The 16,197-nt window shown below is 73.0% G+C and carries 1 protein-coding gene; it reads left to right on the forward strand.

The genetic code is table 11. The features are described from left to right. Window positions 1-179: 179 nt before the first annotated feature. Entirely contained in the window at window positions 180-16,193 is a 16,014-nt protein-coding gene (locus O7609_RS21550; RefSeq protein WP_443072270.1) for a type I polyketide synthase, read from the forward strand. Window positions 16,194-16,197 lie beyond the last annotated feature (4 nt).

A 16,197-nucleotide genomic window follows, 5' to 3' on the forward strand; every position in this document is an offset into this window, starting at 1 on the left:
GGGGTGGGCGGCCCCCTGAGTCAGGCCTCCAAAACCTGTCGAGCCCCTGTGTAACCCCTGAATGTGTCCACGTCATGTCACGGGTGACGCTCAACGCCTAGGGTCCTCAGCCGTAGAGGGTGTGACGACGGAGGAGCCCAGCCGCCATGTCGAATGATCCCGGTACCAACGAGAATACGCTGCGTGATTATCTTAAGTGGGCTTCCGCGGAACTCTACGAAACCCGCCAGCGGCTTCAGGAAGTCGAGGATTCCGCGCGCGAACCGATCGCCGTCGTCGGGATGTCCTGCCGCTTCCCGGGCGGCGTGACCTCTCCCGAGGACCTGTGGGAGCTCGTCAGGGATGGGCGCGACGCCATCACCCCCTTCCCCGAAAATCGTGGCTGGGACCTGGAGGGCCTCTTCGACACCGACCCGGATCGCTCCGGAACGTCGTACGTGAACGAAGGCGGATTCCTCCACGACGCCGACCAGTTCGACGCGGAGTTCTTCGAGATCTCGCCGCGCGAGGCGCTCGCCATGGACCCGCAGCAGCGGCTCGTCCTCGAACTCTCCTGGGAAGTCCTCGAACGTGCGGGCATCGACCCCGGCAGGCTGAAGGGCAGCAAGACCGGCACCTTCATGGGGTTCAACCTCGTCGACCACGGCTCCACTCTCCCCAAGGTCCCCGACGAGCTCGAAGGCCATTTCTCCACGGGCAGTTCGGCCAGCGTGCTCTCCGGTCGCATCGCCTACACCCTCGGCCTCGAAGGCCCCGCCGTCTCCGTCGACACGGCCTGCTCCTCCTCCCTGGTGGCCCTGCATCTGGCGGTGCAGGCGCTGCGCAACGGCGACTGTTCCCTCGCTCTGGTCGGCGGGGTCACGATCATGTCCAGCCCGGGTGAGTTCGTCACCTTCAGCCGTCAGCGTGGGCTCGCGCGCGACGGCCGGAGCAAGGCGTTCTCCGCCGGAGCCGACGGCCTCGCCATGTCCGAGGGTGTGGGGATGTTGTTGGTGGAGCGGTTGTCGGATGCGCGGCGGCGTGGGCATCGGGTGTTGGCGGTGGTGCGGGGGAGTGCGACGAATCAGGATGGTGCGTCGAATGGTTTGACGGCGCCGAATGGTCCGTCGCAGCAGCGGGTGATTCGTCAGGCGTTGGCGAGTGCGCGGTTGTCGGCTGGGGATGTGGATGTGGTGGAGGCGCATGGGACGGGTACGTCGTTGGGTGATCCGATTGAGGCGCAGGCGTTGTTGGCGACGTATGGGCAGGAGCGGGGTGAGGGTCGGGGTCCGTTGTGGTTGGGGTCGGTGAAGTCGAATATTGGTCATGCGCAGGCGGCTGCGGGTGTGGCGGGTGTGATCAAGATGGTGATGGCGATGCGTCATGGTCGGCTTCCCAGGACGCTGCATGTGGATGAGCCTTCGGAGCACATTGACTGGTCGTCGGGTGCGGTGGAGTTGTTGTCGGAGTCTGTGGCGTGGGAGGTGGAGGGTGGTCCGCGTCGGGCGGGTGTGTCGTCGTTCGGTATCAGTGGGACGAATGCGCATGTGATTTTGGAGGAGGCTCCGCTGGAGGAGTCTGTGGAGTCTGGGGATGGGGCTGTGGTGGGGTCGGGTGGTGTGGTGCCGTTGGTGGTGTCGGGGCGTTCGGTTGGGGGGTTGGTGGCTCAGGCGGGTCGTTTGGGTGAGTGGTTGGGGTCGGGTGGTGGGGTTGGGGTGTCGTTGGTGGGTGTGGGTCGTTCGTTGGCGTTGGGGCGTGCGGGGTTGGAGCATCGGGCGGTGGTGTTGGCTGGTGATCGTGGTGGGGCGGTTGCGGGGTTGGGTGCGGTGGCGGCTGGTGAGCCGGCGGCGGGTGTGGTGTCGGGTGTGGTGGTGCCGGGTCGTGTGGTGATGGTGTTTCCGGGTCAGGGTTCGCAGTGGGTGGGGATGGGGCGTGAGCTGCTGTCTTCCAGTGAGGTGTTTGCGGGTGTGGTGGCGGAGTGTGAGGAGGCGTTGGCGCCGTTGGTGGAGTGGTCGTTGACGCACGTGCTGCGTGAGGGTGATGAGGAGTTTCTCGGCCGGGTGGATGTGATCCAGCCGGTGTTGTTCGCGGTGATGGTGGGGTTGGCGCGGTTGTGGGAGTCGGTGGGTGTGGTGCCGGATGTGGTGGTGGGGCATTCGCAGGGTGAGATCGCTGCTGCCCATATCGCGGGTGGGCTGTCGCTGAAGGATGCGGTGCGGGTGGTGGCGTTGCGTTCGCAGGCGTTGGTGTCGCTTGCGGGTGGTGGGGCGATGGCGCAGGTGGCGTTGGGTGAGGAGGCGGCGTCGGAGCTGGTTTCGGCGTGGGAGGGCCGGGTGGGTGTGGCGGCGGTCAATGGTCCGGCGTCGACGGTGGTCTCCGGTGAGGTGGGTGCGGTGGAGGAGGTTTTGGCCCGGTGCGAGGAGGAGGGGGTGTGGGCGCGTCGGATCGAGGTGGACTATGCCTCGCATTCGCCGCAGGTGGAGGAGATCGGGCCGGGACTTGAGGAGGCGCTTGCGGGGATCAGGCCGGTGTCTTCGTCGTCGGTGGCGTTCTTCTCGACGGTGTCGGGTGACGTGGTGGACACCGCGACGCTGGACGCGGGGTATTGGGTGCGGAATCTGCGGCGCCCGGTGCGGTTCGCCCCGGCGGTGGAGGAGCTGGCGCGCTCTGGGGCGGGGGTGTTCATCGAGGTCAGTCCTCACCCGGTCCTCACCGGTGGTGTCGCGGATACCTTGTCGGAGAATGGGGCCGAAGTGGCAGCGGTGGTGGAGACGTTGCGCCGGGATCGGGGTGGTTGGACGCAGTTCCTCACCAGCGCCGCCCAGGCGCACGCTTTCGGGGTGGAGCTGGACTGGGACGCGCTCTTCCCGACCAACGGCACGCACCGGCACGTCGACCTGCCCACCTACGCGTTCCAGCACCAGCGCTACTGGCTGGAGCCCGCACCGGGCCACGTGGCCGGTGACGTGCGCGGCCTGGGACAGCGTTCGGCCGACCATCCGCTGCTGGGCTCGGCGGTGGGGATCGCGGCCAGTGACGAGTGGCTGATGACGGGGCGCCTGTCGCTGACCACGCACCCGTGGTTGGCCGACCACACGGTGCGCGGCACCACGCTGGCCCCGGGCGCCGCCCTCCTGGAAATCCTGATCCGTGCCGGTGACGAGGTCGGCTGCTCGCTGGTCGAGGAGGTGACCACCCAGGCGCCACTGGTGCTCTCCGGAAAGGACGGGGTGCAGCTTCAGGTGCGGGTTGGACCGGCCGGGGACGGTGGGCGTCGCGAGGCCACGATCCATGCCCGGGACGACGACGGGGACGGCGAACGCCCCTGGACCTGCCACGCGACCGGCGTCCTCCTGCCCTCGGAGGCCACGACCACCGTGTGGTCCGCCGAGGAGTGGGACGCCACCGCATGGCCGCCCAAGGACGCGCGGCCCGTCGGGCTGGACGACTTCTACGAACGGCTGTCCGAGGCCGACTACCAGTACGGCCCGGTCTTCCGCGGCCTGCGCGCGGCCTGGCGCGGCGCGGACGGCGCGTACCTCGCCGAGGTCGCCCTGCCGGAGTCCGAGCACGAGGACGCGACCCGCTTCGGCATCCACCCCGCGCTGCTTGACGCGACCCTGCACGTCGGCGCCTTCGACGACGTCGAGCGCGGTTCGCGTGAGGTCTGGCTGCCCTTCTCCTACCGCGGTGTGCGGTTGCTGGCCTCCGGCGCGACGACTCTGCGGGTACGGGTGACCGGCTCCGTGCGGGACGGCATGCGCATCCAGACCGCCGACAGTACCGGCCGCCCCGTCGCCGTCGTCGGCTCCCTCGACTCGCGGCGGATCGACGACGGCGGGCTGAAGGCCACGCAGGAACAGGCCGTCGACGACTCGCTGCTGGCGCTGCGCTGGACCGAGCTGCCGCTGGGCGAGTACGCCGGGCGTCCCCACCGCTCCTGGGCTCTGCTCGGGGACGAGGACGAGCCCGCCACCGCCGCCCTGCTCGCGGCGATCGCCGAGCAGCCCGGGACCGAGGCCGCCGTCTTCGCGGACCTCGACGCGCTGGGCCGGTTCCTCGGCCAGGACGCCGCCGTCACCCCGGACGCCGTGGTGTGGTGCCTGCCCGCACCGGCCGTCGGGGCCACGGCGGAGGACGTCCACATCCGGGTGGGCGCCGTGCTGACCCGCGTGCAGGCCTGGCTGGACGACCCACGTCTGTCCGCCTCCCGGCTGGTCGTGGTCAGCCACGGAGCGGTCGCGACGAGCCCCGGCCAGGACGTCAGCGACCTCGCGCAGGCTGCTGCCCTCGGTTTGCTGCGCGCGGCCCAGGCGGAGAACCCGGACCGCATCACGCTGGTGGACCTGGAGCCGGACGAGTCCGCCTACGCGCTGCTCCCCGGTACGGTCGCAGCCGCCGTCGACGGCGGTGAACCGCAGGCGGCCGTCCGCGCGGAGACGGCCCTCGTGCCCCGGCTGGGTCACGCCGACACCCGCATGGTGCCCGAGCGGGACGTGCGCGCCTGGCGGCTGGACAACGTCGGGGACCGCGGCTCGTTCGACGACCTCGCCCTCGTGCACGCCCCCCGCTCCGAGCGGCCCCTGGACGAGGGCCTCATCCGCGTGGCGGTGCGTGCGGCCGGGATCAACTTCCACGACGTCTTCATCGCGCTCGGGCTCTACCCCGGCGAGGCCATGCTCGACGGCATGGGCGGGGACATCGCCGGCGTCGTCACCGAGGTCGGCCCCGGGGTGGAGACCCTGGCCGTCGGCGACCACGTCATGGGCCTGGGCGAGGGCGGCTTCGCCCGGCAGGCCGTCACGCACCACAAGATGGTCGTCAAGATCCCCGAGGGCTGGACCTTCGAGCGTGCGGCGTCCCTCACGACGGTCTTCGTCGCCACCTACTACGGGCTCCGGGACGTCGTCGGTCTGCGGCCGGGGCAGTCCGTACTCGTCCACGCGGCGGCCGGCGGCATGGGGATGGCCGCCACACAGATCGCCCAGCACCTCGGCGCGACGGTCTTCGCCACGGCGAGCCCGGCCAAGTGGGAGACGGTGCAGCGCAACGGGGTGCCTCTGGAACGCGTCAGCTCCTCACGCGACCTGGACTTCGAGCAGAAGTTCATGGACGCCACCGGCGGCGCCGGCGTGGACGTCGTCCTCAACTGCCTGACCGGCGACTTCGTCGACGCCTCGCTGCGCATGCTGCCCCGCGGCGGCCACTTCCTGGAGATGGGCAAGGCGGACATGCGCGAGCCGGAGGTCGTCGGCCGCGACCACCCCGGCGTCACGTACCGCCTGTTCGACCTCTTCGACGCGGGCCTGGCCCGGATCGGGGAGATCCTGGCGGAGCTCGTCGACCTGATCGCACGCGGGGCGATCACGCCGCCGCCGGTGCGCGTCTGGGACGTCAGGCAGGCCGGCGAAGCCTTCGACTTCATGAAGCAGGCCCGCCACACCGGCAAGATCGTCCTGCGCATCCCGCCGGAGGTCGAACCCTCGGGCACGGTCGTGGTCACCGGAGGCACGGGCACCCTCGGCGCGCTGGTCGCCCGCCACCTGGTGACCGCCCACGGCGTGGGCAGCCTCGTCCTGGCCAGCCGCCAGGGGCCCGAGGCACCCGGCGCCGCGGAGCTGCGGCAGGAGCTGGAGGGGCTCGGCGTTCGGGTCCGCGTCCTCGCCTGCGACGTCGCCGACCGCGACCAGGTGGTGCGCCTGCTCGGGGAAGTACCCGAGGAGCACCCGCTCACCGGTGTCGTGCACACCGCCGGTGTCCTCGACGACGGTCTGATCGGTGACCTCACCCCCCAGCGGGTGAGCGAGGTGCTGCGCGCCAAGGCCGACGGTGCCTGGCATCTGCACGACCTGACCCGTCACCTGCCGCTGGGCATGTTCGCGATGTTCTCCTCGGCGGCCGGTGTGCTGGGCGGTCCGGGACAGGGCAACTACGCCGCCGCGAACGCCTTCCTGGACGCGCTGGCCCAGCACCGCCGCGCGCTCGGGCTGGCGGGCACCTCGCTGGCCTGGGGCCTCTGGGAACGTACCAGCGGGCTGACCGGCAAGCTCGACGAGCACGACCGGGTCCGTGTCGGCCGGGCCGGCATGGTGCCCATGCCGGCGGAGTACGCGCTGGAGCTCTTCGACACCGCCTGCCTCACCCATGATCCGTTCCTGGCGCCCATGCGCGTCGACCCCGGGGCCCTGCGCAGCCAGGCCGACGCCGGAACGTTGCTGCCGCCCCTGCGCGGCCTGGTGCGCAACCCGGCCCGGCGGGCCGTCGGTGCCGAGGGCCGCAGCGAGGGCGCCTCCTTCGCCCGGACGCTGGCGCCCCTGTCGGAGGAGAAGCGGCAGGAGACGGTCCTGAACCTGCTGCGCACGCACATCGTGGCCGTGCTCGGGCACTCCTCGCCCGGCCTGATCGACGCCAAGCGGGCGTTCCAGGACCTGGGCTTCGACTCGCTGACCGCGGTGGAGCTGCGCAACCGCCTCAACGCCGCCACCGGGCTGCGCCTGCCCGCGACGCTGATCTTCGACTACCCCACGCCGGAGGCGCTGGCGGGCTTCGTCTGCTCCGAGGCCATGGGCGACCAGGAGGTGGTGCTCGGCGCGACGTCCACCGCCGTCTCCGACGATCCCATCGTCATCGTCGGCATGGCCTGCCGCTACCCCGGCGGGAGCGACAGCCCCGAGAAGCTGTGGCAACTCGTGGCCGAAGGCCGAGACGCGGTCGGGGAGTTCCCCCTCAACCGCGGCTGGGACGTGGAGGGAACCTACGACCCGGACCCGGAGGTGGGCGGGAAGATCTACACCCGCGAGGGCGGATTCCTCTACGAAGCCGGTGAGTTCGACGCGGCGATGTTCGGCATCAGCCCGCGGGAGGCACTGGCGATGGACCCGCAGCAGCGGCTGCTGCTGGAGACCGCCTGGGAGAGCATGGAACGGGCGCACATCGTGCCCGCGGACCTCAAGGGCAGCAGGACCGGTGTCTTCGTCGGCGCCTCCTCACCCGGATACGGCGTCGGCACCGAGGTGATCGGCGGCTTCCAGATGACCGGCACCACCAGCGCCGTCATCTCCGGCCGCCTCGCCTACACCTTCGGCCTGGAAGGGCCTGCCCTGACCGTCGACACGGCCTGCTCCTCGTCGCTGGTGGCGCTGCACCTGGCCGTGCAGGCGCTGCGCAACGACGAGTGCTCCCTGGCCCTGGTCGGCGGAGCCCTCGTCATGGGCAGCATCGAAGGGTTCGTGGAGTTCTGCTGGCAGCGGGCGCTGGCGCCGGACGGGCGCTGCAAGGCGTTCTCCGCCGCCGGGGACGGGTTCGGCGTCGGCGAGGGCGCCGGCGTGCTCCTGGTGGAGCGGCTCTCGGACGCGGTGCGCAACGGCCACGAGGTGCTCGCGGTGGTGCGCGGCACCGCGGTCAACCAGGACGGGGCGTCCAACGGCCTGGCCGCACCCAACGGGCCGGCCCAGCGCAAGGTCATCCGGCAGGCGTTGGCGAACGCGCGGCTGTCTCCGGGCGAGGTCGACGCGGTGGAGGCGCACGGCACGGGCACGTCGCTGGGCGACCCGATCGAGGCCCACGCTCTGCTGGCCACCTACGGCCAGGGCCGTGAGGAGGGCCGGCCGCTGCGACTGGGATCGATCAAGTCCAACATCGGGCACGTCGGTACCGGCGCGGGCATCGCCAGCGTGATCAAGATGGTCATGGCGATGCGCCACGGCGTCCTCCCGAAGACGCTGCACGTGGAAGAGCCCTCCCCGCGCATCGACTGGTCCTCCGGCGCGGTGGAACTGCTGACCGAGCCCGTGGCCTGGGATCGGGACGACCACCCGCGCAGGGCCGGCGTATCCGGCTTCGGCATCAGCGGCACCAATGCCCACGTCATTCTGGAGGAAGCCCCCGAACAGAACCCGCGCCGCGAGCCGGCGGCACCCGACAGGCCCGCCCTCGCCGCGGACGTGGTCCCCCTGGTGCTGTCCGCCCGCTCAGCAGACGCCCTGGCCGGACAGGCGGGCCGGCTGAGGGAGTTCCTGAACGGCGAGGCCGGGACCGCCGCCGCGCTGGCCGACGTGGGCCGGTCCCTGGCGGCCACCCGGGCCGGGCTGGAGCACCGCGCGGTGGTGCTGGCCGCCGATCACGAGCAGGCGACCGCGGGGCTCGCCGCCCTCGCCGCTGGCCGCGGCGCTCCGGGGGTGGTCTCCGGCGCGCCGTCACCGGGCCGGGTGGTGATGGTCTTCCCGGGCCAGGGTTCCCAGTGGTTCGGCATGGCGCGCGAACTGCTGGCCCGTAGCGAGGTCTTCGCCCAGACCCTCGCGGCGTGCGACAAGGAACTGGTGCTGTTCGCCGACTGGTCCCTGACGCACGTGCTGCGCGAGGGCGATGAGGAGTTTCTCGGCCGGGTGGATGTGATCCAGCCGGTGTTGTTCGCGGTGATGGTGGGGTTGGCGCGGTTGTGGGAGTCGGTGGGTGTGGTGCCGGATGTGGTGGTGGGGCATTCGCAGGGTGAGATCGCTGCTGCCCATATCGCGGGTGGGCTGTCGCTGAAGGATGCGGTGCGGGTGGTGGCGTTGCGTTCGCAGGCGTTGGTGTCGCTTGCGGGTGGTGGGGCGATGGCGCAGGTGGCGTTGGGTGAGGAGGCGGCGTCGGAGCTGGTTTCGGCGTGGGAGGGCCGGGTGGGTGTGGCGGCGGTCAATGGTCCGGCGTCGACGGTGGTCTCCGGTGAGGTGGGTGCGGTGGAGGAGGTTTTGGCCCGGTGCGAGGAGGAGGGGGTGTGGGCGCGTCGGATCGAGGTGGACTATGCCTCGCATTCGCCGCAGGTGGAGGAGATCGGTGCGGGTCTTGAGGAGGCGCTTGCGGGGGTCAGGCCGGTGTCCTCGTCGTCGGTGGCGTTCTTCTCGACGGTGTCGGGTGACGTGGTGGACACCGCGACGCTGGACGCGGGGTATTGGGTGCGGAATCTGCGGCGCCCGGTGCGGTTCGCCCCGGCGGTGGAGGAGCTGGCGCGCTCTGGGGCGGGGGTGTTCATCGAGGCCAGTCCTCACCCGGTCCTCACCGGCGGTATCACCGACACGCTCCAGGCATCGGGCACCGACGCGCCGGCCGGCTGCCCCGCCGTCGTCGAGACGCTGCGCCGGGACCACGGCGGCCTGCGCCAGTTCCTCACCAGCGCCGCCCAGGCCCACACCCACGGGGTCGGCCTGGACTGGGACGCGGTCCTCCCCGCGGCCGACGCCGCGGGCGGCACCCGGCGCCACGTCGACCTGCCCACCTATGCCTTCCAGCACCAGTGGTACTGGCTCCGGCCGCTTGAGGAGACGCCGGACGAGGCAGGCACCGGCCCGGCCGACTCCGCGTTCTGGGAAGCCGTCGAAGGCGGCGACGTGGACTCCCTGGCCGCCGCCCTGGACGTGCGCGACGCACGCGTGCACTCCTCCCTGGGCGAGGTCGTCCCCGCCCTGTCCTCCTGGTGGCGGCAGCGACGCGAGTTGTCCGTGCTCGACTCCTGGCGCTACCGCATCACCTGGACACCGGTCCCTTCGCGAACCACCACCGCGCCGACCGGCACCTGGCTCGTGGTCAGCCCCGAGCACGACGACGCCGACGGCGGCCTCGGCGCCTCGTGCGCCCACGCCCTGACCGAGGCCGGGGCCACCGTCGCGCACCTGCGCACGGACCCGGCCGCCTCCCGCGAGGAACTCCGCACCGCGCTGCGCGACACCTGCCCCGACCACGTCGCCGGAGTGGTCTCGCTCCTCGGCCTGGACGAGCGCCACCACCCCGGCGGCGGCGGGCTCAGCTCCGGCGTCCACGGCACGGTCACGCTGCTCCAGGCGCTGACGGAGGCCGAGGTGGCGGGCCCGCTGTGGTGCCTGACCCGCGGAGCCGTCGAGGTGCCGGGGGCGGACGAGGACGCCCCCACGCCCGAACAGGCACAGGTGTGGGCCCTCGGACGAGTCGCGGCGCTGGAACACTTCCGCCTGTGGGGCGGCGTCATCGACCTGCCCTCCGGGCCCGACGAACGCTCCTGGCGTCAGGTGGCCGCCCTCCTGGCCGACCGGGAGCATGGCGAGGACCAGATCGCCGTCCGCGCCCAGGGGGCCCTGGGCCGCCGCATGCGCCGAGCCCCCCTCGACGGCACCCCCGCGAGGCGCTGGCAGCCCACCGGCACCGTGCTGATCACCGGCGGCACGGGCGCCATCGGCGGCCACCTGGCCCGCTGGGCGGCCGAGTCCGGCGCCCCCCACGTGCTGCTGCTCAGCCGCAGCGGCGTGGACGCCCCGGGAGCCGACGACCTGCGCGCCGAACTCACCGCGACGGGAACACGGGTGACCGTCGCCGCCTGCGACATCACCGACGCCGCCGCCTGCGCCGCGGCGATCGAGGACGCCACCGTCGACCAGCCGCCGGTCCGCACCGTCATCCATGCCGCGGGCGCCATCCGTCCCGCGTTCCTCACCGACCTCACGACGGAGGACCTGCACGCCAACGCCCACGCCAAGGTGGTCGGCGCCCGCGTCCTGGACGAACTCTTCGGCGAGGACGCGGACCTGGACGCCTTCGTGCTGTTCTCTTCCAACGCCGCCGTCTGGGGCAACGCGGGGCACGGCGCCTACGCGGCGGCGAACGCCCACCTCGACGCCCTCGCGCGGGCTCGCCGGGCCCGCGGCCTGACGGCCACCTCCGTCGCCTGGGGCGCGTGGGACGCCGGCGGCATGCTCGACGCCCACGACTCCGAGGAGAACCTGCGCCGCCGCGGCGTGCTGGCCATGCCCAGCGCACTGGCCCTCGCCGCCCTGCGCACGGCACTCGACCACGACGAGACCACCGTCGCCGTCGCCGACATCGACTGGGAACGCTTCGCGCCGAGCTTCACCTCGGTGCGGCCCAGCCCGCTGCTGGCCGAACTCCCCGAGGTCCGCCGGATCGCCGAGGCGTCCGAGGCGTCCCAACCCCAGGACGCCACCTCCACCGCCGCCTTCGCGCAGCGCCTCGAAGGACTCACCGAAGGGGCACGCAACCGGCTGCTGCTCGACCTCGTCCGTTCCCACGCCGCCGAGGTCCTCGGCCACCGCTCCGCCGACGAGGTCGCCGCCGACCGCGCCTTCCGCGACCTCGGCTTCGACTCCCTGACGGCCGTGCAACTGCGCAACGCCCTCACCGCCGCCACCGGGCTGCGCCTGCCCGCCACCCTCGTCTTCGACTACCCCACGCCGCAGGCCCTCGTCCGGCACCTGGCCACGGAGATCCTCCAGAGCCCGCCGCAGGGCGAGTCCGCGTCCGTGAGCGCCGCGGAAGGCCCCGGCGCGACCGCGGACGAGCCGATCGCGATCGTCGGCATGGCCTGCCACTACCCCGGCGGCGTGCGTTCCCCCGAGGACCTGTGGCGGCTCGTCGCGGAGGGCACGGACGCGGTCGGCGGCTTCCCCACCGACCGCGGCTGGGACCTGGCCGCGCTCTACGACCCCGACCCCGAGCGTGCGGGCACCAGCAACGTGCGCCAAGGAGGCTTCCTGCGCGACGTCGCCGACTTCGACGCCGACTTCTTCGGCATCAGCCCGCGCGAGGCCCTGGCCATGGACCCCCAGCAACGGCTCATGCTGGAGACCTCCTGGGAGGCCCTGGAGCGGGCCGGCATCGCGCCGCCCTCCCTGGCCGGTACCGCCACCGGCGTCTACGTCGGGGCGCTGACCGCCGACTACTTCTCCCGCCTGGACCGGCTCCCCGAGGAGCTGGAGGGGTACATGGGCACCGGCATGGCCGGCAGCGTCGTCTCCGGCCGGGTGGCCTACAGCCTCGGCCTGGAGGGTCCGGCCGTCACCGTCGACACGGCGTGCTCCTCCTCGCTGGTGGCGCTGCACATGGCGGCCCAGGGGCTGCGCAACGGCGAGTGCTCCCTCGCCCTGGCCGGCGGTGTCACCGTGATGTCCAGCCCCGCCGGGTTCGTGGAGTTCTCCCGGCAGGGCGTGCTCTCCGTCGACGGGCGCTGCAAGGCGTTCTCGGCGGCAGCGGACGGCTTCGGCGCCTCCGAGGGCGTTGGCGTACTCGTGCTGGAGCGCCTGTCGGACGCCGTCCGCCACGGCCACCAGGTCCTCGCCCTCGTCCCGGGGAGCGCGGTCAACCAGGACGGTGCCTCCAACGGCCTGTCCGCGCCCAACGGCCCCTCCCAGCAGCGGGTGATCCGCAAGGCGCTGGCCGGTGCACGCCTGGCCCCACAGGAGGTCGACGCCGTCGAAGCGCACGGAACCGGCACCTCGCTGGGCGACCCGATCGAGGCCCAGGCGCTCCTGGCCACCTACGGACAAGGCCGCGGGCACGGCAGCCCGCTGTGGCTCGGCTCGATCAAGTCCAACATCGGGCACGCCGCGGCCGCCGCCGGTGTCGCGGGCGTCATCAAGATGGTCATGGCGATGAGGCACGGCCTGCTCCCCAGGACGCTCCACGCCGAGGAGCCGTCCGCGCACATCGACTGGTCCTCCGGCTCGGTCGAACTGCTCAACGAGCCTGTGGAGTGGAAGGCGGACGGCCGGCCGCGCCGCGCCGGCGTCTCCTCCTTCGGCATCAGCGGCACCAACGCCCACGTCATCCTGGAGCAGGCACCCCTCCAGCAGCCACAGCACGAGGAGCAGGGCCCCGAGCCCGCCGACGAGCAGGGGCAGGACCGTGCCGCGGAGCGTGCTCGCACGGCCTTCGGCGCGGTGCCGTTGCCGATCTCCGCCCGCTCGGCCGAGGCGCTGGCCGGACAGGCCGAGCGGCTGCGGCAGTTCCTCCTGGCCGGTTCACCCGAGCAGACACCCCTCGCCGACCTCGGCTGGTCGCTGGCGACCACCCGGGCGGAGCTGGAACACCGCGGCGTCGTCCTCGCCCGCTCCCACGACGAGGCGCTCGGCGGACTGGCCGACCTCGCCCGGGGCGAGCGGTCCGACCGGGCCGTCGCCGGGCCGGGACCGGCCCCGGGTGACCGGCGGGTGGTCATGGTCTTCCCCGGCCAGGGCTCCCAGTGGGCCGGCATGGCCAAGGAACTCCTGGATACCTCCGCGGTGTTCACCCGCGCGATCGAGGACTGCGAGGACGCGCTGGCCCCGCACGTGGACTGGTCCCTCACCCAGGTGCTGCGCGACGGCGACGAGGAGAAACTCGCCCGAGTGGACGTGGTGCAGCCCGTGCTGTTCGCGGTGATGGTGGCGCTGGCCCGGCTGTGGGAGTCCGTCGGTGTCCGCCCGGACGCCGTCGTCGGCCACTCCCAGGGCGAGATCGCGGCCGCGCACGTCGCCGGGGCCCTGTCGCTGGAGGACGCCGCCCGGGTGGTCGCGCTGCGCAGTCTGGCCCTGGTGGAGCTGGCCGGCGAGGGCGCCATGGCCTCGCTCGCCCTCGGCCGCGAGGAGACCCGGGCCCTGGTGGACTCCGCCGACGCGGAGCTGTCGGTGGCCGCCGTCAACGGACCGGCCTCCACCGTCGTGTCCGGCGCGCCCGCAGCCGTCCACGACCTGCTCGGCCGCCTGGCTGCGGACGGGGTGTGGGCCCGGGCCGTCCCCGTGGACTACGCCTCCCACAGCCCCCACGTCGAGCGGCTGCGCGACCGGCTGCGGGCGGACCTCGCGCCGATCAAGCCCGTCACCGGCGAGCTGGCCTTCTTCTCCACCGTCACGGGCACCGAGATCGACACCGCCGGCCTGGACGCCGACTACTGGTACCGCAACCTGCGGAACACCGTCGAGTTCAGCCCCGTCGTCGAGGCGCTGGCCGACCAGGGGTTCGGGGCCTTCGTCGAGGCCAGCGCCCACCCGGTGCTCACGGCCGCGATCGAGGACACCGTGCCCGCCTCCTGCGCCGTGGTCGGCACGCTGCGCCGCGACGACGGCGGACCCGACCGGTTCCTCTCCAGCGTCGCCGAGGCCCACACCGGGGGTGTCGCCGTCGCCTGGGAGGAGGTCCTCACCGCGCCCGGCCGCCGCCGGGTGGACCTGCCCACCTACGCCTTCCAGCGGCGCCGCTACTGGCTGGAGGCCCCGGCCACGCCGGACACCGCCACCGACCCCGAGTCCGCCCGGTTCTGGCAGGCCGTCGAGGACGGCGACCTGGACTCGCTCGCGGCGACTCTGGAGCTGAACGGCGACGGGGAGACCCACACCTCCCTCCAGGCGCTCGTCCCCGCCCTCGCCGCCTGGCGCAGGCGGCGCAGGGAACGCACCGCCCTGGACTCCTGGCGCTACCGCGTCGCGTGGGAGCCGCTGCGGGCCGACGCCGGACCGGCCGCCCCCGTCCTGCCGGGCGTCTGGCTCCTGGTGGCGCCCGAGGACGGAACGGCCGGCGACCTCGTGGAGCAGGCGGCCCGCGTGCTGGCCGAGGCCGGCGCCGACGTCGTCCCCCTGCGCACCCCGCAGGGCCCCGCACGTGGCGCCCTGGCCGACGCGGTCGACGGGGCGCTGGCCGCGCACGGGCACGGGACGGCCGACCTGGCCGGCGCGCTGAGCCTGCTCGGGCTCGACGGACGCGCCCACCCCGAGGCCCCGGCGGTCACCCGCGGCCTCGCCGACACCACCGCGCTCTTCCAGGCGTTGCTGGACGTCGGCACCGAGGCCCCGATGTGGGCGATCACCCGTGCGGCGGTCGGCGTGGACGACACCGACGCGGCCCCCGACGCCGCCCAGGCGGGGATCTGGGGACTCGGCCGGGTGGCGGCGCTGGAGCACCCGAGGCTGTGGGGTGGTCTGATCGACCTCCCCCCGGTCGAGCACGACACCGAGGCGATCGCCTTGCTCCCGACGGCACTGACCGCCGCGGGCGAGGACCAGATGGCGCTGCGGGACGGCGGCGTCCTCACCCGGCGCATGACGCGGGCCCCGCTGGCCCCGGCCGGTGCCGCCCGCCCGTGGCAGCCGCGCGGGACGACGCTGGTCACCGACGGCACCGGCGCGCTCGGCTCCCGGGCCGCCCGCTGGCTCGCGGAACAGGGTGCCGAACACCTGGCCCTGGTCAGCGCCGAAGGCCCCGAGGCACGCGGCAGCGCCGAACTCGTCCGGGAACTCACCGCACGCGGCGCCGAGTGCACCGTCCACGCCTGCGACATCACCGACTCCCGAGCGCTGGCCGACCTGACCGGCCTGCTGCGCTCCCGGGGCAGGAAGATCCGCAACGTGGTCCACACCGCGACCGACGTCGAGCTGAGCCCCGTCTCGGAGGCGGTGCCCGAGCACCTCGGACTCAACGCCCGTCTGAAGGTCGCCGGAGCCCGCGCCCTGGACCGGGAGTTCGACGGCGCGGACGGCGGGGAGCTGGACGCGTTCGTCCTGTTCTCCTCCGTCGCCGCCCTGTGGGGCAGCGCCGAACACGCCGCCTTCGCCGCCGCCAACGCCCAGGTGGAGGCAGTAGCCGAGGCCCGCAGGAGGCGCGGACAGTCGGCCACGGCCATCGCCTGGGGCATGTGGGACGTGGCCCCGGACGACGGTGGGGACGAGGACGGGCAGGCCCCGCAGCTTGCCGAGGCCCTCGCCCGCCAGGGGCTCCCCCTGCTCGACCCGGACCAGGCCCTGCCCGCCGTGCGGGACGCGGTCGAGCACGGGGAAACCGTGATCGCGATCGCCGACATCGACTGGCGGCGGTTCGTCCCCGTGTTCACCGCGGCACGTACGAGCACCCTGGTCGACGGGGTGCCCGAGGCGCGGACAGCAGCCGAGGCCGACGCCGCACAGGCTCAGGAGGCGGAACTCGCCGCGCGCACCGCTCTCGTCGAACGGCTCACCGGCATGACCGCGGGCGAGGCCGACCAGCTCCTGCGCGAGCTGGTGTGCGGCAACGTGGCGGCGGTGCTCGGTCACGGTTCTGCGGGGGCGGTCAACCCCGAACGTGCCTTCAGCGACGTCGGGTTCACCTCGCTCACCTCGGTCGAGCTGCGCAACCGGCTCAACGCGGCCACCGGGCTGCGACTCCCGGCGACCCTCGTCTTCGACCACCCGACCCCCGCGGTCCTCGCCGACCATCTCATGCAGGAACTGGTACCACGCGAGGACACGGAACTGTCGATCCTCGGGGAGCTGGACAGACTCCAGTCGTCGTTGGCGCGCGTGTCGAGGACCGACAGTCGTGACGCCATCACCCAGCGCCTGGAGGCGATCCTCGCCACCTGGCGCCACGAGGGCCTGGCGGGCGACGGGGCCGACGTCGCCACCACGATGCGCACGGCGACGGCCGAAGAAGTCATCGACTTCATTGACAGCGAGCTCGGCCTGTGAAGCG

It is taken from the genome of Streptomyces sp. WMMC1477 (assembly GCF_027460245.1).
Classification (GTDB): domain Bacteria; phylum Actinomycetota; class Actinomycetes; order Streptomycetales; family Streptomycetaceae; genus Streptomyces.